Annotated in this window: 18 protein-coding genes, 1 pseudogene and 1 riboswitch; of the genes and pseudogenes, 3 read left to right on the top strand and 16 right to left on the bottom strand. The window is 64.4% G+C overall.

Annotated elements, in window-relative coordinates:
• The first annotated feature begins 166 nt into the window (after nt 1-166).
• Nucleotides 167-1,213 carry a GntR family transcriptional regulator gene (locus OMK73_RS28420; protein ID WP_267604953.1) on the top strand — a complete coding sequence of 349 codons (1,047 nt, stop codon included), beginning with the start codon at nt 167-169 and terminating at the stop codon, nt 1,211-1,213.
• Between the two features lie 17 nt (nt 1,214-1,230).
• Here the strand turns inward: OMK73_RS28420 and OMK73_RS28415 are convergent, their stop codons facing one another.
• The 15 genes from OMK73_RS28415 to OMK73_RS28345 all read right to left on the bottom strand — a co-directional run bounded on the left by OMK73_RS28415 (nt 1,231) and on the right by OMK73_RS28345 (nt 15,761).
• Nucleotides 1,231-2,712, bottom strand: a complete 1,482-nt coding sequence (locus OMK73_RS28415; protein ID WP_267604952.1) for a M81 family metallopeptidase — start codon at nt 2,710-2,712, stop codon at nt 1,231-1,233.
• A 72-nt stretch (nt 2,713-2,784) separates the two neighbouring features.
• Nucleotides 2,785-3,207 (bottom strand): type II toxin-antitoxin system VapC family toxin, encoded by a 423-nt coding sequence (locus OMK73_RS28410; RefSeq protein ID WP_267604951.1) that lies wholly within the window; start codon nt 3,205-3,207, stop codon nt 2,785-2,787.
• The gene (locus OMK73_RS28405) at nt 3,204-3,443 is read right to left on the bottom strand and encodes a FitA-like ribbon-helix-helix domain-containing protein (RefSeq protein WP_267604950.1); all 240 of its coding nucleotides are present in this window, start codon (nt 3,441-3,443) and stop codon (nt 3,204-3,206) included. Before OMK73_RS28405 ends, OMK73_RS28410 begins: the two co-directional genes overlap by 4 nt.
• A gap of 50 nt (nt 3,444-3,493) precedes the next feature.
• Nucleotides 3,494-3,883: a LysR substrate-binding domain-containing protein gene (locus OMK73_RS28400; protein ID WP_267606548.1), complete on the bottom strand. Its 390-nt coding sequence runs from the start codon at nt 3,881-3,883 to the stop codon at nt 3,494-3,496.
• A gap of 145 nt (nt 3,884-4,028) precedes the next feature.
• Nucleotides 4,029-4,364 carry a nucleotide pyrophosphohydrolase gene (locus tag OMK73_RS28395; RefSeq protein WP_267604949.1) on the bottom strand — a complete coding sequence of 112 codons (336 nt, stop codon included), beginning with the start codon at nt 4,362-4,364 and terminating at the stop codon, nt 4,029-4,031.
• A 94-nt stretch (nt 4,365-4,458) separates the two neighbouring features.
• Nucleotides 4,459-5,730 carry a DUF445 domain-containing protein gene (locus OMK73_RS28390; RefSeq protein ID WP_267606547.1) on the bottom strand — a complete coding sequence of 424 codons (1,272 nt, stop codon included), beginning with the start codon at nt 5,728-5,730 and terminating at the stop codon, nt 4,459-4,461.
• A gap of 484 nt (nt 5,731-6,214) precedes the next feature.
• On the bottom strand, nt 6,215-7,345 hold the full coding sequence (locus tag OMK73_RS28385) for an ADP-ribosylglycohydrolase family protein (RefSeq protein ID WP_267604948.1): 1,131 nt from the start codon (nt 7,343-7,345) through the stop codon (nt 6,215-6,217).
• A 27-nt stretch (nt 7,346-7,372) separates the two neighbouring features.
• Nucleotides 7,373-7,478, bottom strand: a riboswitch (SAM-I-IV-variant riboswitch).
• Between the two features lie 37 nt (nt 7,479-7,515).
• Entirely contained in the window at nt 7,516-8,046 is a 531-nt protein-coding gene (locus tag OMK73_RS28380) for a helix-turn-helix domain-containing protein (protein ID WP_267606546.1), read from the bottom strand.
• A 158-nt stretch (nt 8,047-8,204) separates the two neighbouring features.
• Nucleotides 8,205-9,497 (bottom strand): M20 family metallo-hydrolase, encoded by a 1,293-nt coding sequence (locus tag OMK73_RS28375; RefSeq protein ID WP_267604947.1) that lies wholly within the window; start codon nt 9,495-9,497, stop codon nt 8,205-8,207.
• A gap of 50 nt (nt 9,498-9,547) precedes the next feature.
• Nucleotides 9,548-10,837: an amidase gene (locus tag OMK73_RS28370; protein WP_267604946.1), complete on the bottom strand. Its 1,290-nt coding sequence runs from the start codon at nt 10,835-10,837 to the stop codon at nt 9,548-9,550.
• A 12-nt stretch (nt 10,838-10,849) separates the two neighbouring features.
• Nucleotides 10,850-11,575, bottom strand: coding sequence for an ABC transporter ATP-binding protein (locus OMK73_RS28365; protein WP_267604945.1), 726 nt, complete (start codon nt 11,573-11,575; stop codon nt 10,850-10,852).
• Nucleotides 11,572-12,357 carry an ABC transporter ATP-binding protein gene (locus OMK73_RS28360; protein ID WP_267604944.1) on the bottom strand — a complete coding sequence of 262 codons (786 nt, stop codon included), beginning with the start codon at nt 12,355-12,357 and terminating at the stop codon, nt 11,572-11,574. The genes OMK73_RS28365 and OMK73_RS28360 overlap by 4 nt, the downstream gene beginning before the upstream one ends.
• Entirely contained in the window at nt 12,354-13,520 is a 1,167-nt protein-coding gene (locus tag OMK73_RS28355; RefSeq protein ID WP_267604943.1) for a branched-chain amino acid ABC transporter permease, read from the bottom strand. Before OMK73_RS28355 ends, OMK73_RS28360 begins: the two co-directional genes overlap by 4 nt.
• A 13-nt stretch (nt 13,521-13,533) precedes the next feature.
• On the bottom strand, nt 13,534-14,463 hold the full coding sequence (locus OMK73_RS28350; protein ID WP_267604942.1) for a branched-chain amino acid ABC transporter permease: 930 nt from the start codon (nt 14,461-14,463) through the stop codon (nt 13,534-13,536).
• A gap of 122 nt (nt 14,464-14,585) precedes the next feature.
• A complete protein-coding gene (locus tag OMK73_RS28345) occupies nt 14,586-15,761 on the bottom strand; it encodes a branched-chain amino acid ABC transporter substrate-binding protein (RefSeq protein ID WP_267604941.1) in 1,176 nt (391 codons plus the stop codon).
• A gap of 453 nt (nt 15,762-16,214) precedes the next feature.
• On the opposite strand from OMK73_RS28345, the gene OMK73_RS39430 reads away from it, so the two are divergent.
• Both OMK73_RS39430 and OMK73_RS28340 read left to right on the top strand, forming a co-directional pair.
• Nucleotides 16,215-16,586, top strand: coding sequence for a DUF5615 family PIN-like protein (locus OMK73_RS39430; protein ID WP_420715592.1), 372 nt, complete (start codon nt 16,215-16,217; stop codon nt 16,584-16,586).
• A 188-nt stretch (nt 16,587-16,774) separates the two neighbouring features.
• A complete protein-coding gene (locus OMK73_RS28340; protein WP_267604940.1) occupies nt 16,775-17,119 on the top strand; it encodes a hypothetical protein in 345 nt (114 codons plus the stop codon).
• Nucleotides 17,120-17,277: 158 nt separating this feature from the next.
• On the opposite strand, the pseudogene OMK73_RS28335 reads toward OMK73_RS28340, so the two are convergent.
• A pseudogene (locus OMK73_RS28335) lies at nt 17,278-19,388 on the bottom strand (phosphocholine-specific phospholipase C).
• Nucleotides 19,389-19,407: the final 19 nt, after the last annotated feature.

The raw sequence follows: 19,407 nt of genomic DNA, 5'->3' as shown, positions 1-19,407 counted from the left end.
GTCAATATGTGGAGATACCCGTGTATCATATGTTCATGCGTTCATGCGCCGCCCGATACTTGGCACCATGCCGACGCCACGAGCGACGCATCCGACGAAGTACTTGACGAAGTACCTGACGAAATACCCAACACCACCCAAACCCGCCAACCGATCCGGAGACAACGTGCCGAGTCCATCGACGGCCGCGCGACAAGACAAGCGCACCGCCCCCTTCGCACTCATGCAGGAAGCCGACGAAGCGCAACGGCACGCGCCGATCTACGCCGTCATCGTCGAGCTGCTGCGCAAGGCCATCGTGGAAGGCTCGCTGGAGCAGGGCACGGTATTGCTGGAAGGCCATGTGGCCGAGATCCTGCGCTCCACCCGCTCGCCGGTGCGCCAGGCCCTGCGCGAGCTGGAAGCCGATGGCGTGGTCAGCCGCTTTGAAGGGCGCGGCTTCGTGGCCGGGCCCGCGGGCACCACGCCCCGGCGCATCCCGCTGGATCCCGCCATGCTGGGCGTGGACCGCGAGCCGGATGTCGCGCGCAAGACGCTGGGCTGGGAGGTGATCTACGACGAAGTGGAGCGCGACCTGGTGCACTTGTCGGTGTTCGGCCGCTATCGCGTCAACGAGATTGAACTGGCCCGCCACTTCAACGTGGGCCGGACCGTGGTGCGCGACGTATTGCTGCGCCTGGAAAGCCTGGGCATCCTGGAAAAAGACGAGCGCCTGCGCTGGGTCATCACGCCGCTGGACGCCAAGCGCATCCATGATCTCTACGAACTGCGCTCACTGGTGGAACCCGCCGCGCTGCGCGCCGCCATCGGCCACACCGACCGGGCCGAGATCGAGCGGATGATCGGCGACCTGCACAAGGTGCAGCGCGTCTACCCCAAGGTCAGCCGCACCGCCATGGACAACCTGGAGCACGACCTGCACGTGCAGCTGCTCTCGCAGTGCCCCAACAAGGAATTGCTCAGCAGCCTGCAGCGCACGCGCTGCATCCTCACACTGAGCAAGCACGTGCTGGGCGTCTCCACGCCGATGCCCGAAGCGGACCCGTTCATGTCCGAGCACATCGCCGTGCTGCAGGCCGCCGCCGATGGCGCGCCGCGCAAGGCGGCCGACCTGCTGCGCGACCACCTCGAACTATCCTGCGAGAAAGTGACGCGGCGCGCGGAACTGGTGCGCGAAACGTTCGCGCTGCCCGAGGTTTCGTATATCGCGTGAGCGGGTCGGGCGGCTGGCTACGCGGGCAAGGTAACGTCCGCCTCCAGCGGATACACCGGCCGCGCCAATCGCTGAAACGGGAACTGCGCATAGCGCGAACTCGTCACGCCGCCGCCATCGCACGCCACCACCGCTTTCGCGATCGGCACGAACACAGGCCGGCAGTACATGCGCGATTTCAGCAGCAGGAAACGCTGCGCCAGCGGATCCACGCCGATATGCGTGAAGATGCCCAGGTCCCAGTGCTCCTGCGGCGTCTCGGTCACCACCACCTGCGCCGCGCCGATATCGAGCAGCGCCGTGCGGCCCATGCGGATGCGCTCGCCGGTGTAGGTGGGGCCGCTGATCACGTATTCGCCGTTGCTGATGGCGGCCACCCGGCCGGTCAGCGTCAGTGGCGTGGGGTAGATGCCCAGCTGGGTCAGCGGCACCTTGTTGCCCACCGGCAAGGTCACGGTGGCATCCAGGCCAGCCTCGATCATCACGGCCACGGCCTGCGGGTCGCACACCGGTCCCACCGCGATGCCGGCCAAGCCTTGCTGCAAGGCTTCGCGCAGGACCTGCATATCGTCGCAGGTGCCGCCAGACATGCAGTTGTCGCCATGGTCCAGCAGCAGCACCGGCCCGTTGCCGGTTTGCGCGGCCAGTTGCCCGGCGCGCGCAATCGATTCAGCCAGCGGCTCGCTCTCATAGACAAAGCCCGCGCGCTCCGCCCAGATCTGCGCGGCAAGCTTGTCGGCTGCCGCCTGCGCCGCGGCCTGGTCGCCGTCGGCCACCACCAGCACGCTCAGGCAGGGCGCCGCGATATCCGCCAGCCCGAAGCCGGCCAGCACCGACACTGCCAGCATGCCATCGGCCTCGGCCTGCCTGGCCGCCGCCACCGCGCGCTGCATCGCGCCTTCGCCCGTATTGCTGCGCAGCGTGTGCGTGACCATCGGCAGGCGCCGCCAGGCCAGCGCGGGCCGCGTCTTTTGCTCGAGCATGCGCATCAGCAGGCGGCCGGCATGCTCGCCGGTTTCGTACATGTCCACGTGCGGGTAGGTCTTGAAGCTGACCGCGATGTCGGCATGCTCGATCATCTTCTGCGTGACATTGCCGTGCAGGTCGAGCGCGATGGCGATCGGCACGTCGGGCAGCACTGCGCGCAGCCGCTCGAGAAGGTCGCCCTCGCCGTCGTCGCTGTTCTCCGCCACCATGGCGCCGTGCAGGTCCAGCATCACCGCGTCGCAGCCGGGCGCCGCGTCGACGATGGCATCGCATAGCGCGGTATAGGCCTGCGCCGCAACGCGGCCGCTCGGGTTAGCGCCAGCCGAGACCGGCACCACGAACTCGGCACCCGCCGCCTCCGCCAGATCGATAAAGGCACCAATTGCCGTGCGCGTGTTCTTGCTGGCCCGATACGCCTGCTCCCCATAGTGCGGATGGAACGACGACAGCGGCGTCGGCACCGGCGAGAAGGTATTGGTTTCGTGGTTCAGTCTGGCGATCAGGATCTTCATGGCGGTGCGAGTGCTCCAGCATGGAAGTGGCCGGAATTGCCGGCCAGCATTGGGATGGGGGCTGCTGCGGACTTAAGCGTTGGCCCAGGGATTAATTATCTCAAGGCCAGCCGCCTCAAATGGGGCGGTATCCCGCGTCGCCACAGTCAGGCCATTGGCGGCAGCCGTGGCAGCGATATACCCGTCTGCGGTCGCGATCGCCATGCCCTGGGCCCTTGCTCGCGCGCGGATTTCCGCATAGGCACTCGATGCCGCGGCGTCGAATGACAGGATTCGGCCTGCAAACAATGGCAAAACGCGCCGTTCCAGGCTCGTTTGCAGGATCTCCCTACGCTTGCCCGCCGGCATCGCGGCGATACCGAAACGCAACTCCGCCAGACTGATCGCCGCCAGGTAGAGCGTTTCAATATTCTGCGCATCGATCCACGCCAGCACCGACGGATCGCCGACCGCCCTCAGCGGTTCGGATACGACATTGGTATCGAGCAGGATCATTCGAAGCTCAGCGGCTCAGTCGCGATCTTGTCGCGCTCGATCTCGAGATCGACGCCGCCGACCTCTCGGCCGATTTCGGCCAGTAGCGAACCCAGCTTGACGCGCCCCTCTGGATGCACGGCCTGCTCGAGAATGTCACGGATTTCCGCCTCGGTGCTGCGCCCATGCATCGCTGCGCGCACCCGCAGCGCGCGATGCACTTCGTCGGGTACGTTGCGAACGGTAATGACTGGCATACTTCACCTCATAGCAATGCTTTCATTGCATGCATTCTATAAATTTGCAGTCATTTTTGCAAACCTGCCCCCGTGGCCCCCTCCCTCTTCTTGCGAGCTCCCTGATGGGTAGGCTGCCCATGGGAGGCGACCAATATATCGTGGAAGGCTTGCGCGGCCGGAGTCAGTGGCCGCCCGCGACGCCTTGTTATGCCTATGGTGCGAAAAATCTCCGGCTCGACCAGCGAGACGCTGACCAGGCTGGCCTGATGACCGCCGGGCACCGCGTAGGCGGGCACGGCACCCACCCCGATACCGGCTTCGATCAAGCTCACTAGCGCCGGTACATGCTGCACTTCGCAGGTCCACTTCGGACGCGCCGCGACTGCCGAGAGACCTTGCCGGAGGGAACGCTCGCGCGTTCCCTCCGGGACTGGCTTCCCACGGCTAGGTTCAGGCAGCAGGTCCTGGTGGAAAATCCAGCACGCCTGTACGCGTTCTGAACGAAGCGGGGGAGGCTAGCAGCCGCTGGCCTCCCCCTCCATCGTTCAGAAGAAACGCCGCAGCCCCAAAGGGCGGCGCCCTTGCCTTAGGCGCTTCGCTACCTCAAGCCGCGCCACCCGTCTTCGCCGGATACTTCAGCGCGTTCACTTCCATCTTGGCCTTCACCGCTGCATCCAGGTCCACATTCAGCGCGTTCAGCAACTGCGACAAGTAGATCGTGATATCCGCCAGCTCTTGCTCCACATGCTCGCGCTCGTCGGTGGACATGATCTCGCGCGCTTCGCCCTCGGTCTTCCACTGGAAGATCTCGACCAGCTCGGCCACTTCCACGCTGAGGGCCATGGCGAGGTTCTTGGGACTGTGATATTTGCCCCAGCCGCGCGCCTCGCCAAATGCGGCGGCGGCTTGCTGGAGGTTCTTGATGTCGATCAGGGTCATGATGGGTCACTGCGCAGGAATCGGTACTGCGCGTATTGAACCACGTTCTGGCTCTGCGATCGGCATGACCATGACGTTCGGGAGCCGGGGTTGCCTAACGCCCCAGGAAGGCCGGAAATTGCGCCAGCAGGTAGAGCGCTGCGCCAATCAGCCCGCCGACAACGGTGCCGTTCATGCGGATGTACTGCAGGTCCTTGCCCACGTTCAGCTCGATCTGCCGGGACATGTCGCGCGCATCCCAGCTGCGGATGGTGTTGCTGATATGCCGCGTGATGAACTCCGCGAAGTCCGGCGCCATGTTGCGAGCCGCCTCGCGCAGGTGATCGTTCAGCGACGCGCGCAGGGACTCGTTGCGCGCCAGCTCGGCGCCGATCCATTGGCCCGCCGCCACCACCTTGCGGTGCGTGGCGGAATCCTCGCACGCCAGGTCGCGCTTCAGCCAATCGCGCCACTCGGCCCAAAGCCCGCCGATGTAGGCATTCAGCGCCCCATCCTGCTTCAGGTGCGCCTTCAGTTCCTCGGCCTTGGCGTGGAACGACGCATCATGCTTCAGCCGCGCGATCAGGCGCTGCACGGCTGCATCGAAGCGCTTGCGAAGTTCATGATTGGCATCCTCTTCAATCTGGGTCAGAACGCGGCTCAGCGCCTCGGAAATCAGGTCCGCGCCATTGCTCCCGATCCACTCGGTGGGAAGAAGCCGCTCTTTCATCGGGTGATCGCTCTTCAGCCACTCCACGATCCGCTCCGAGATAAAGGCGCGCGCGGAAGGCTCGTTGAGCAAGGCGATCAACTGCGCGATGGTCTCATCAAGCAGCGCCTGGTGGCGATCGTTCTTGGTCAGGCTATCGAGAATCGTCGCCGCGGACTCCGACAGATCGACCTTGTCGATCATCGTATCCACCGCCCGCTTCAACAGCGACTGGATGTTCCGCTCGTCCATCACATCCAGCATGCCGCTTGCGAACGTCACCACCATGTCGCCGATCTGCCGCGCGTTGGCGGCGGAGTCCAGCCACTGGGTGACCACCAGCGCCGGATTGTGCCGCTCGATCAGCGCGACCACGGACTGCACATCCAGGAACTTCTCCTTCACGAACACCGCAAGGCCATCCGCGATATCGTCCCGCTTGCGGATGATGATGTTGGTGTGGCGTGCAAAGCCCGGCAACGGAATCCGCCGGAACAGCGCCGCCACGGCAAACCAGTCCGCCAGCCCGCCAACCAGCGCCGCCTCCGCCGCCGCCCGCACGCCATCCGTCAGCGGCACGCGCGGCAGGAGGATGGTGGCCACGAAGACGGCAAACGCGAACAGCAGCAAAGCCAATGCCTTACGCTTGGCGACCCTGAGTTCTTCTTCCTGATTCATGGGATCGGCGATTTGAAGTTGGTTCATGGGACTTCGGCGTTGGTCGATTCCTCGCTGGGCTAAATCCGGCGCCGCCGTAGCTCCCCTCTCCCGCGCGGCGGGAGGGGTTGGGAGAGAGGGCGGGCATTCGCAAGAACGAAGCGCATCACGTTGAGCAATCGCCCGCCCTCTCCCCCGGCCCCTCTCCCACTGCGTGGGAGAGGGGAGCAAACCGGCAACAGCCATGACGCCTGAGCGAAATCCAGCTCCCCCTCTCCCGCGGCCCCGCCCACTGCGTGGGAGAGGGAAACAAACCGGCACAGCCATGACGCCTGAGCGAAATCCAGCGCAGGCGTAGCTCCCTCTCCCGCGCGGCGGGAGAGGGGTTGGGGGAGAGGGCGGGCATTCGCAAGAGCGAGGCGCATCACGTTGAGCAATCGCCCGCCCTCTCCCCCGGCCCCTCTCCCATTTCATCGGAGAAGAGAAAACCGAAGCACTCAAAAATTCAACACCCAGGATACTTCGTCCAGATCCGCTGAACCAGTTCCTCGTCCGCCGAATCGATGCCCACGTCCCACTCAGGAAACACGCTCAGGTCGTCAGCAAGCTCGGTGATCACTTCACGCAACTCCAAAGGCGCCAGCCACTCCGGCGGGATCGCCTCCACGCCGAGCAGCGCGCCCAACAGGTTGCCCGTGATGGCGCCAGTCGAATCCGAGTCGCCATCATGGTTCACCGCCAGCACAACACCATGACGGAAATCACGCGCGACCAGCGCGCAGTACACGGAGATCGCCAACGCCTCCTCCGCCACCCAACCCTCACCCAACCGCGCAATAGCGTCATCATGCGCCACGCCAGAGACAGCCAGCGCCTCCGCGTGGATGATGGCCAGCAGCGTCTGCTCGTGATCCGGCTGTGCGGACAGGCACGTCTTGGCGCTCGACAAAGCAGCGGGCAACGCCGCGCCGTCGGCCAGCTCGCGGATCAACACGGCCAGGACGCCGCCCGTCAGCGATCCGCTTGGATGTCCATGGGTAAGCGCGGCCAGCGCCGTTCCCAGGTCAAAGGCATCCTGAGGGGATCGCTGCCCGGCGCGCCGCCACACAAACAGGCCGGCCGGCGCCACACGCATCACGCCGCCGCAGCCCTTGCTGTCGTTGCGCGCGGGTTCTCCCAGCTTGAGCATGGCCTCCAGCGCCGATAAACAAGTGTTTCCCGGCGCGCGCCGGCTGTGCAGCGCCGCCTGCTGGTATAGCCATCCCGGCTTGTCCGACAGCACGTCGCGCTGGAACGCAGGCTGGATCCCCTGCGTCAGCAACCAGCGCAGATAAGCGCGCGAGACCACGCCAGGAACACTGCCGATGCCCCGGCTCGCGCCGCGCACCCATGCCCGCAGCAAGCCCTCCGCCGTGAACAGCGTCATCTGCGTGTCATCGGTGATGGTGCCGATGCCGCCGTAGGCGGGGGCGTAGTCGGTGATGCCGTCTTTGCCGAAGCGCTCGCGGATCTCCGCTAAAGACAGGAACTCTACGGGAGCGCCCAGTGCGTCGCCCACAGCGCCGCCGAGCAGGCAGCCCTGGAAGCGGCTGCGTGTGATATCGCGATCAATGACTGAGACTGAGGCAGAAAACAAAAACCCTCCGTGCAAGGAGGGTCGACGCATGGCCCGTTTGGTTGCTCCGCAAGGAGCCACATCCGCTTTCGCGATCCACCTTGCCCGGGAAGGCAGGTTGGCTTGGGCGTCGACCCAAATCAGAATGTGGGCGGATTGGAACATGGGGGTTGGGGGTGTCAAGGTGGTAGTCAGAACGTCGCCGGCGAATTGACCCACAACACCCGCGCCACGCCCGTGCCGACGTTTCGGTAGCCGTGCGGCACGCTGCTAGGGAACGTGAAAGCATCGCCCACGCCAATCGTGTAGCTCGTATCGCCCAGCGTCAGCTCAAGCGTGCCTTCGAGCACATAGCCGACTTCCTCGCCGACGTGCTCGATCTGCCCATCGCTGGCTTCGCCCGGCGACACAATGTGGATGTTGGCCTGCAGCAAGCCGCCGCGCTTGGCCAGCACCAGGCGCTCCAGCGCGATGCCGCCGGCCTTGATGACCGGGCGCTCGCCCTGGCGCTTGATCGGGCTTTCGCTTGGGTTGTCCTCGCTCGTCAGCGCGGCGATATTGGTGTCCAGCGCCACCGCGAGCCGGTGGAGCATGGCGAGCGACGGGGAGGCGAGGCCGCGCTCCAGCTTGGAGATCAGGCTTTCCGAGCAGCCGGCCTTCTGCGCCAGCTGCAGCAACGTGTAGCCGGACACCAGGCGCGCATGGCGCAGCCGCACGCCCAGGCTGGCGGCGGGCGTCTTCTTGTCGTTCTGGAGGTTCGGGTCGCTTTGATCTTTTGGATCGTTCTGGTCAACCGCCAGGGCGCTTTTGGCTTTCAAATCACGTTCCGTGCAAGACAAGTTGAAGATGAAGAACCCGGGCAATTGGGGGCCATCGGGGGCTATTGGTTTGCGAGCGCGGCCACCGTATAGGCCAGCGCCTGCGCACCAAGGAACAGCTCGTGCGGCGCGGTTTCCTCTGCTGCGTTATGGCTGATCCCGCCTTTGCTGGGCACAAAGATCATGGCCGTTGGGCAATGCTGCGCCAGGTACATGGCATCGTGGAACGCGCCAGACGTCAGGTGCAGCGGCTTGCCCTGCGATGCCTGCTCGCTGGCCCGCGCACAAGCCCGCTCGATCAGGTTCAGCATGGCTGCGGGGAAGTGCGTGGGCGGGCGGCGGAAAAAGCATTCGTACGTGATACCGCCCTGGCGCGGCCGAGCCTGCGCGATCACGGCATCCAGCTTTGCCTCGAAACGCTCCAGCACCGCCTCATCCACGCAGCGCACATCGATCGTGAATTCTACCTTGCCGGGAATCGTGTTGACGGAGTTGGGGCCGACCTGCCAGCGGCCCAGCGTCAGCCGCAGCTGGCTGGCGGCCTCGGCGGCGGCGTAGGCGTACAACGGGTGGGCAATGCCGACCGCGGTGGCCATGGCATCGCTACGCTCGTCCATGGGCGTGGTGCCCGCATGCGCCATCATGCCGGTGCATTCCACGCGGTACCACCGCACGCTCTGGATGCCGGTGACCACGCCCAGCGGTACCGATGCGCGCTCCAGCACCGGGCCCTGCTCGATGTGCAACTCCACGCAGGCCGACATGGGCCGTTGCATCGGGCGGCGCGGCACATCATCCGTGGCGGCAAGCGCGGCGTCCAGCGCATCGCCAAAGCGGACGTTGGCGCCGTCCACCGACGCGCGATACGCCGGCAGGCAGGCCGGATCCACAAACGCGCTCGACCCCATCGCGCCGGGGCCGAAGCGGCTGCCTTCCTCGTTGGTCCATGCCACCACTTCGATCGGGCGCAGCGTTTCGATACCGGCGTCGTTCAGGGCGGCAATGACTTCCAGGCCGGCCAGCACGCCGTAGGCGCCATCCAGCTTGCCGCCGACCGGCTGCGTGTCGGCATGGCTGCCGGTCAGCACGGGCGGAAGATCGGCTTTGCCCGGGCGGCGGAAGAACAGGTTGGCGCAATCGTCCGTGCTCACCTCGCAACCCAGCGCGCGCGCCTGCTCGATCAGGTAGCGCCGCGCGGCAAGATCGATATCGGTCAGCGTTTCACGCGAGACGCCGCCATCGTCGCGTCCGCCGAAAGCAGCCAGCCCTGCGATGGCTGCCTGCAAGCGGCCGTTGTTGACATGGTCCTGCGCCTGTTCTGCCGCGTGCTGCGCCAGTTGCTCTTGTTGAGTCAATCGATTCTCCTGGGATTCGGGTCTGTCACATCACGTCACATCGCGTCACATCAAGCCACGCTGCGCTCAAGGACATGCGCCGCCGCCAGCACGCGCGCATCGCCCCGGTGCGGGCCGATCAGCGTCACGCCCACCGGCATGCCATGCGTACCCGTGCCGGTGGGCACATGGACGCAGGGATTGCCAAGGAGCGTCCACATGCGGTTGAAAATGGGATCGCCCGTGGCGTCCAGGCCGGCGGGGGCCTCGCCCTGCGCGCTTGGTGCCAGGACGATGTCGACGGCGCCGAACCTCTGTTCGAAGGCCCCGCGCGCGGAACTGGCAAGCGCTTGCGCGGCAAAGAAACGGCTGCCGTCGATGCCCCGGCCTGTCGCCAGCAACGTAGCAAAGCCGCTGCTGAAACCATCCGGCCGCGCACGCATTTCCGGCGCAAAGGCGGCGGCGGCTTCGTAGGCCATGATGTCGATCTGGGCCTGCGTCAGTTCGTCGAACTCGGCGGGCAGCATCAGGTCGCTCAACACGGCGCCCTGGCCCTCGAGCAAGCGCGCGGCTGCATCGAGCGCGCGCCGGCTGTCATCCCCCGCACGCTCCCAGTGCGGCGTGCGGCAAATGCCAACGCGCAATGGCCGCGCCTGCCCGGTCTCCTGCGGCGTGAGCGGCAAGCGCGCCAACGCCCCGATAAAGAACGCCGCATCGTCAACCGAGCGCGCCAGCACACCCACGGTATCCAGGCTGGGCGCGAGGGACTTGATGCCGGCCGACGGCAGCGTGCCGTAGGTCGGCTTATAGCCCACCACGCCGCAATAGGCTGCAGGGCGGATGATGGATCCGGCGGTCTGCGTGCCGAAGGCAATCGGCACCATGCCCGCGGCCACTGCCGCCGCCGATCCGCTGGATGAGCCGCCTGGCGTGCGCGGCGCATCTGCAGGGGCGCGCGGGTTGCGCGTTGGTCCCGGCTGGAAGGTCGCGAACTCGGTGGTCACGGTCTTGCCCATCACCACGGCACCCGCAGCGCGCGCCATCGCCACGCAGGCAGCATCCATGCCGGGCCGATGCCCCGCGTAGATCGGCGAGCCGTAGGTGGTGGGCATGTCGGCGGTGTCCATCAGGTCCTTCACGCCGATGGGCAAGCCATGCAACGCGCCCCTAGCAGGCCCGGCATCCAGCCACCGTGCCTGCTCCAACGCTTGCGCCGCATCGAAATGCTGCCAGGCCAGAATGCCCGCCTCCGCGGCTTCGATGCGCTCGATATACGCGCGCACCAGTGTCTCCACGCTGAGTTCGCGCCGCGCCATGCGCGCCGCCAGCTCGCGCGCCGGCAATGCCAGGAAATCGTCCATGCCAGTTCTCCGTCAGCCGAAATACGCCGAGCGCACTTCGTCGTTGCTGGCCAGCGCCTCAGCCGTGCCCTGCGCCACCACGCGCCCCTGCGACAACACATAGCCGTAGTGCGAGATCGCCAGCGTCTGCCGCGCATTCTGCTCGACCAACAGCACGGTGATGCCCAGCGCGTTGATCTGCTTGATGACCTTGAAGTTCTCTTTCACATACAGCGGCGACAACCCGAGCGACGGCTCATCGATCACCAGCAGCTTGGGCTCCGCCATCAAGCCCCGGCCAATCGACACCATCGCCTGCTCGCCACCCGACATCGTCCCCGCCAGCTGCGCAGCGCGCTCCTTCAGGCGCGGAAAGATATCGTAGACCTTGGCCAGCCGCTCGCGCACCCGCGCCGCATCGGTCTCCAGGTACGCGCCCAGCGCCAGGTTCTCCGCCACCGTCATGCGCGGAAATATCTTGCGGCCCTCCGGAATGCAGGCAATGCCGGTGGCAATGATGTTGTGCGTCTTCTCGCCGGCAAGGTCCTTGCCATCCCACAAGACCTGGCCCTGGCGCGGCGGCGTGAGGCCGAGGATGGCACGGATCAGCGTGCTCTTGCCCGCGCCGTTGGCGCCGAGGATGCAAGTGATCTTGCCAGGGGCCACGTCGATGGAAACGTCGTGCAGCACGTTGACCTTGTCATACCCGGTGGTGAGCCCCTTTACGCTGAGCGTGCCGGGGAAATTGAGCGTGCTCATGCGGCTTCCTCTCCAAGGTAGGCGGTCTGTACATTGGGATCGGCGGTAATTTCCGTGTAGGTGCCTTCGGCGATCTTCTTGCCATAGTTCAGCACCACGCAGCGGTCTGTGATGCGCTCGATCACATTCATCTCATGCTCGATCAGCACCACCGACAAGTTGGGCAGCTTGCCGCGCACATCCAGGATATCGCTCATCAGCGCATGCGTTTCGTCATGGGTCATGCCGGCGGAAGGCTCGTCGAGCAACAGCAGGCGCGGCTGGCTCATCAGCGCGCGGCATACCTCGATGCGGCGGCGGTCGATCATGGTGAACGTCTCCACGGGCTCGAACAGCCGCGCCACCAGCGGCGGGCTGAAGATATTCAGCAGCGCCTTCACCTTTTCCACATAAGCGTCGTACTCCGCGCGGAAAGCCTTGCGCCGGAACAGGTTGAACACCAGCCCGTGCTGCATATGCTGGTAGTCGCCGATGACAATGTTGTCGAACACCGTGAGCGGCAACGACAAGCGCGAGCGCTGGAAGGTCCGCGCCACGCCGCTGCGGTAGATGTCCTGCGGCGTCTTGCCGATGACGTTCTCGCCGTTGTAGGTGATGGTGCCGCTGCTCGCCTTGTACAGGCCAGTCAGTACATTGAAGAAGGTTGTCTTGCCGGAACCGTTGGGGCCCAGCAACCCGAGGATCTCGCCCTCTCGGATCGTCATGTTCAGGCTGTCCAGCGCCGTCAGGCCGCCGAACCGCATGGTCAGGTCCCTGACTTCGATCATGGTCTTGTCGCTCATCGCGAAGTCTCCCGGCCAAAGAACAAGCGCGTCTTGCGCGGCAGCAGCCCGTCAGGGCGGAACAGCAGGATCGCAATCACCAGCGCTGCATAGAACAGGAAACGGTACTCCTGGATGAACTGCAGCTTCTCCGGCAGCACCAGCACGATGATCGCCGCCGGGATCAGACCCACCGCATTGCCCAGCCCGCCCAGGATCACGATCGACAGCATCAGCAGGGAATCGGAGAACGTGAAGTTGTTCGGCGCCACGAAGCCGGTGATCATCCCGTACAGGCTGCCCGCGATGCCCGCGAAGAAGTTGCCCAGCATGAAGGCCACCACCTTCCAGCGCGCGATATGCAGGCCGAACGTGGCGGCCGCCGTCTCGTCCGTGCGCACCACGTCCATGCTCAGGCCTACCCACGAACGCTCCAGCGCCTTCACCGTCGCAAACACGCCGGCGCAGATGCCGAGGCTGATCAAGGCGTAGCTCACGTAGAACGACACGTCGACGCCAGACACGGAAAAGCCGTCGTTAAGCGCGTAGCCAAAGATCGTCATGCCCGGCACCTGCAGGCCCTGCGGCCCGCCCAGCACGTCGTTGACCTCGATGAAGGTCTTGAACAGGATGCCGAAGGCAATGGTCACCAACGCCGCATAGTGGCCGCGTGTGCGCAGCACCGGCGTGATCAGCATCGAGCCTACCAGCGCGGCGATGACGCCCGAGATCACGATGATCAGCAAATGCGGGATACCGGTGTGCGTGGCCATCACCGCGGTGGCATAGCTGCCGATGCCAAAGAACGCGGCGCCGGCAAAGTTGGCCACCCCCGAGAAACCGAACTGCAGCGTCAGGCCAAGGCAGGCCGTGGTGTACAGCAGCACCGAGCAGATCATCAGCAGCGCGAAGTGCGAGTCGTAAAACGCAGCGATCAGCGCCAGCGAGCCGCCCACCGCCCACAGGCGAGCCAGGCCGGGACGGCTGGCGCCAGCCTCCTCGAGCGAACGGTTGGCGCCCAGCTTGCGGCCAACGATGACGGCCGCGATGGCAACGGCCAGCAAGATGGCCACGCTGAGTTGCGACTCCGCATGCAGGAACAACCCCATGTAGACGGTAAGCGCGATGCCGGCCAGCGCCAGCACCACGGCGGGATTACGCTTGCTTGATTTGTGACGCTTCATGGTGTTCATGGTGTCAGACCCGCTCACTGGATTTTTCTGCGATCAGGCCGGTCGGCTTCCAAGCCATCAGCACGATCACGACGGCGAAAGCGAAGACGTCCTTGTACGCACTAGGGATATCCGGAATCAACGCGGGCAATGTGGCGCTGCCAAGCACCTGCAGCGCGGCAAACAGGAAGCCGCCGAGGATGGCGCCGTAGATATTCCCCAGCCCGCCCAGAATGGCCGCGGCAAAGCCGATCACGCCAAGCAGCAGTCCCACATTGAAGTTGATCTCGTTGTAGTACAGCCCGTTCATCACGCCCGCCAGCGCGGCCATGCCCGAGCCCAGCGCGAACGTCATCAGCACCACCGCCTCGAAGTTGATGCCCATCAGCCGCGCCGTCTCGCCATCCTGCGCCACGGCGCGGATCGCCATGCCGAAACGGGTACGCGTAATCAGCAGGTGCACGCCGACGATGATCGCGATGCCGGTGGCCAGCAGGATCAGGTTGTCGGCTCGCAGCGACAGGCTGCCCAGCTCAATGGAGGCCGTCGGCAGCAGCGCGGGGAAAGGCTTGGGATTGGAGCCATCCGGATAGAACAGCCGCACGGATTCACGCATCACCGTGCCCAGCATCAGCGTGGCCAGGAGCGTATTGAGCGGTGCCGCCTTGCGCAGCGGCAGGATCAGGAATTTAGCAATCGCCGCGCCCAGCAAGCCGGTCACGCAGACCGCGCACAGCACCACCGCCAGCAAGCGGATCCACGGCGACTGGATGTCGAGCATCAGCACGCCGGTGGACGCCGCCAGGCCGGCAAAGGCGCCGACCATCAACGTGTCGCCGTGCGAGAACTTGATCACGTCAAGCACGCCGAAAAACAGCGTAAATCCAACGGCGACCATGGCATAGATCATGCCGAGCATCAAACCGTTGAAAACGTATTGGCCAATCACACTCATCGAGTTCCCCTTCCCCATCCTGGCAAATAGCCAGACGCCACGCGCAACCGGCCACGGGCCGCCGCGCCATGCGGCCGCGGACCCGTGGGATCGTGCTTCAAGTGGTTTAGCGCTTCGGTGTTCTACAGACCGGCGAGCTTCTTCTTGCCCTTGCCGTAGGTGCTGTCCTCCCAGATCACCCACTTGCCGTCCTCGACCACATACTTGGTCACCAGCGGCACGATGTTCTGGCGATGGTCATCGAACGTAACCTTGCCGATGATGGTGTCGGCATCCTTGGTCGCGTTGAGCGTATCGCGCACCTTCTTGCGATCCGGCCCCACCTTCTCCACCGCATCCATGATCAGGTTGGCCGCGGCAAACGCAAACGGGCCATACGCCTCAGGCGGATCGCTGTACTTCTGCTGGGAATACTTGCCCGCGAAGAACAAACCACCAGGCAGCTTCTCCCACGGTGCGCCCTCGATAAAGGCCAGCGAGCCCTCGGCCTGCTCCTTGCCCGTGCCCTGGATGTAAGCGTCGGACTTGATGCCCGAAGTACCCTCGAACTGCGCCTTGATGCCCAGCTTCTCCATCTGCGTACGGATGCGCACGCCCAGCGGCGTGAGGCCGCCAAAGTAGACAACGTCCGGCTTCAGCTCGCGGATCTTGGTCAGCTCCGTCGTGAAATCCTGCTGGTCGGCCGTCACGCCGAAGGTACCCACCACGGTGCCGCCATCCTTCTTCAGGAACTCGCTGAAGTACTTGTTATGGCCTTTGCCGTAATCGGTCGTGTCATGGATGATCGCCCACTTCTTGTAGCCAAGGCCCGTCATGAACTTCGCGGCAACCTCGCTCTGGTTGATCATCGTGCCGTTGACGCGATGGATCTCCTTGAAGTTATTGCCGTAAGTGACATCCGGCAGCACCGCGCCCCACACCACGGCCGGCATGCCAAAGCGGTTGTACACGCCAACCGTACCCATCGCCACGGCCGAGCAGAAATGCGTCACGCCCGCCACGATGCTCTTGTCGGCAGCGATCTTGGTGGCCACCTGCACGCCCACGTTGGGGCGGCACTCATCGTCCTGCGTGACCAGCTCATAGGTGTACTTGGACTTCGGGTCAGCATTGCGCAAGCGAACCGCCAGGTCGGCGGAGTTGCGCCCGCCCAGGCCAACGGACGACACGCCGCCAGTCAGCGGCCCCACGAAGGCAATCTTGACGACGTCCTTGGCTGCAGCCGGCGCGGACATCCCCGCCAACCCGGCCGAGGCCAGCAACATGGCTGCGGCAACTACGGTGTTCTTCTTGCGCACTCTCATCCCCTTCGACACGTGGACAAACGGTTGGTATTCAAGTAACTCGAGCAAAATTACATGTGACTTTCTCTAAATTCAAGTTACTTGAATTTTGCGATGCAACAAGCGTGCCAGTCGTAGGCGGCATTTGGAGGGCAGGCCGGCGGGGGAAAAGCTCGTTGCGCGCAGGAATGGCGCGGGGGAGGCACGGTTGTGGTGCGGTGCCGCACCACAACCGTGGCGGCGAGAGGTTGTCAGACCCGGGATAATGGAAACTGGAACGCTTGCACAGGCCCGGGCTCGCAAAGGCATGCGGGGGCATCGCCCGGGACGGGTCGTTCTAGTGGACTGGACCCCTACGCTATCCGTTCCTGACGGAGCGACTGATCGAGGACGCGGAGATCTATCTCAAAGCGCATCCGCGCCCCGGACGGCCGCGGCGTTTGACTGAGGCACATCCTGACTTGCGACTTGCAACCGAAGCCTCCAGCGGGCCGGCGCGAGGGCACAACGGGTGACGGGATCGACGAGTGCCTATGGCCAAATCTCGTTCAGCAAGCGGTTCGAAGAGGCCACTGGGACACGACCTGTGTTCGCGATCGCCACCTGCGTGGAATGAAGGACCATGACTTAATCCGGTACGCAGTCGATCACGATTACACGCTCGTCACGCATAACCCCGCGGATTTTCGCGGGCCGCTCGGTGGACCACCAGGTGGTCACCACGCGCGGCAGCCATTGCATGCAGGACTGGTGTGTCTGAACTCCGTGAAAGCGATGACGCCTCTGCGACAGCAGAAGTTATTCGCGGTGGCAATGGATAAGGCCGAGAATCTCCCTTGAGGATTCTGGCCCTTGCGAGCGACCGCAGTCGATCGTGCTCCCGGGCCTTTTCGGCTTCCGCGTAAGCCGCTGCACCCAATGTTCGGTTCCAAACAGATCGCTTCCTGCACATGAGAAAAAATAACAGTCACAAGGGGGAATCCGGCTGACAAGACCAGACCCCTCATAAGAAGAAGGGGGAAAACAGCATGCAACACCAAGCTGTACGAGCCGGAGTGATTGCAGCCTTCGCCCTGCTAGCCGCTGCCGAAGCCCATGCGCAAATGCAGCAGCGGCAAAGCGAGGCAAGCAAGGCGGAAAAGATGTCGGTCTGCCAGTGCGTCGCCGACCTTCTGTTCATGGCCGCGCAACTACGCGACATGGGGGTGCCCAGGGACGATGTATTGAAGAGAGTGAGCGAGCTCGGCGGGGGCGACCTGATCTATCTGACGACCACCACCGAGGCTACGAACATTGCGTACGACATGCCAAAAATGTCGCCGGCGAAACTGAAGCAGCGTCACATCAACGCGTGCAAGAAAAGCATCCGGTGAAAGCTGTACGGGCGGCTTGCGCATCGACAGCGACGATCTGAACACCGCCGGGAATGCGCAAACTGCCCGGCCAGTCATCGTCATCGAACCCAAGGGGCCGCTGGCGCCACCATCAGCCCACCACCTCAGCCACGCATCAAACGCCGTGGCGCTTCATGTCACACCCCAAGCGCCGGATCGCTCATGCTCCTGCGGCCGGTTTCGACATGCCCAGCCAGTCGCCTCCTGAACTCTACGTCTGAACTGACCGATACGGACAAGTCGTACCAGCCGTAGAACCGCCGCAGATCGATGTACAGGTCGAAGTTGTCGCCCGCGGGCACCGCTTGCTTGATCGTGGTCTGTGGGTCATAGGCGTTGACCACGGTGAACTCACAGCGCACGTCGCCCGGGTTTTTCAGACGCAGCCGGATGTTACCGTTGGCCACGTCGTATCCCTCCGTTACCTCCGGCATAGGACGCTCGCCCTTGATCGATGCGCCTGCAAGGGGCAGTCGGCCCGCGAAGCGACGCACGAAGCCGTTGGGCCCGTGCACCGTGAAGTCATAAATGCCGCCGGGGCTGGGCAGCAGCCGATCCGCGAGGCGTTTGCCCGCTTCAACCGTGTAGGCGCGCGGCGCTTCGAGACTATTTGCCGCATAGACGAGGAACGTTGCGCCGGCACGGCCCGTGTTGATGAACGCGAGCTGGAACTTGCCAAGCGACTCGTCCGGCCGCCAGCGAACGAACAACTCGTAGGGGAGCGCGCGCGCTGGCCGCATGCCCGGCTCCTGCTTCGGCACCGCCTGGACTGCCGGGGGCAGCGGCATATAGTCAGGATGGCGTAGCTGGTCACGCGGCGCATAGGCGCTTGTGCCCTGCAATGCAGGGATGGTGTCGTTCGGGTTGGCGAAATCGAAAGCAGCCGTCAGATCCCCGCAAATCGCGCGGCGCCAGCGCGTGATGTTCGGCTCCGCCAGATCGTGATGGCGCCCAAAGCGCCTTTCGATAAAACGAATGATCGAGGTGTGATCGAAGACTTCCGAGCACACCCACCCGCCCTTCGACCACGGCGAGACGACGATCATCGGCACACGCGGCCCGACACCATAGGGCCCGGCCAGGTTCTTGGCGTCCCCGGGTAAATCTCGCCGGTCGTGTCTACCGTCGACAAGCCGTTCGCATTCGACGCCGGCGCAAACGGCGGCACCACATGATCGAAGAAGCCGTCGTTCTCGTCGTAGGTGACCAAGAGCGCGGTCTTGCTCCATACCTCGGGATTCGACGTCAGGACCTGCAGCACCTGATCGATGTACCAAGCCCCATAATTGGACGGCCAGTTCGGATGCTCCGTGTAAGCCTCCGGCGCCACGATCCACGACACCTGCGGCAACGTGTTGTTTTGCACGTCGCGCTTCAGGATGTCGAAATAGCCTTCGCCTGCCGAGACGTTGGTGCCGGTGCGAGCCTTCTCATAGAGCGCGCTGCCCGGCTGCGCGTTGCGGTACTGGTTGAAATAGAGCAGCGCGTTATCGCCGTAGTTGCCGATGTAGGCATTGTCCGTCCAGCCCCAGAAGTTCTTGGCGTCCAGCCCGGTGCCGATGTCCTGATAGATCTTCCACGAGATGCCCGCGCGCTCCAGCACTTCCGGATAGGTCGACCAGCCGTAGCCGGCCTCCGCGTTGTCGATCACGGGCCCACCGCCGCTGCCGTCATTGCCGAGCCCGCCGGTCCACATGTAATAGCGGTTCGGATCCGTCGGCGTCATCCCGGAACAATGATAGGCGTCGCAGATCGTGAATGCGTCGGCGAGCTGGTAGTGGAACGGGATGTCCTGGCGTGTCAGGTACGCCATCGTCGTCGTGCCCTTGCTCGGCACCCATTGATCGTAGCGGCCACCGTTCCACGCCGTGTGCGTGGTATTCCAGTCGTGCGGCAGATCCTGCAGGAACTGCATGCCCAGGTCCGGCGCACTGGGCCGGAACGGCAACACATAGCCAGCGCCCCCGGCGATCGGCTGGTACCACACCGGCTTGCCGTTGGGCAGCGTGATGGTGCGCTTGTCGCCAAAACCACGCACGCCCTTGAGCGTGCCGAAATAGTGATCGAAGGAGCGGTTCTCCTGCATCAGCACAACGATGTGCTTCACATCCTCGATGCTGCGGCTCGCATCGTGAGCAGGGATCGCTAGCGCTTTGCGAATGCCCTCGGGCAGTACGCCCATCGCGGCGGCGGCTCCCGCCGCCTGGGCGGCAGAGCGCAGAAAATCACGTCGGCTGTTGGATGTCATATTCGGTCTTCCGGCGAAA

The organism is Cupriavidus sp. D39 (assembly GCF_026627925.1).
Taxonomy (GTDB): Bacteria; Pseudomonadota; Gammaproteobacteria; order Burkholderiales; family Burkholderiaceae; genus Cupriavidus; species Cupriavidus ulmosensis.
The sequence above is the reverse complement of the archived record's forward strand: the minus strand, read 5'-3'. Positions and strand labels throughout refer to the sequence as shown.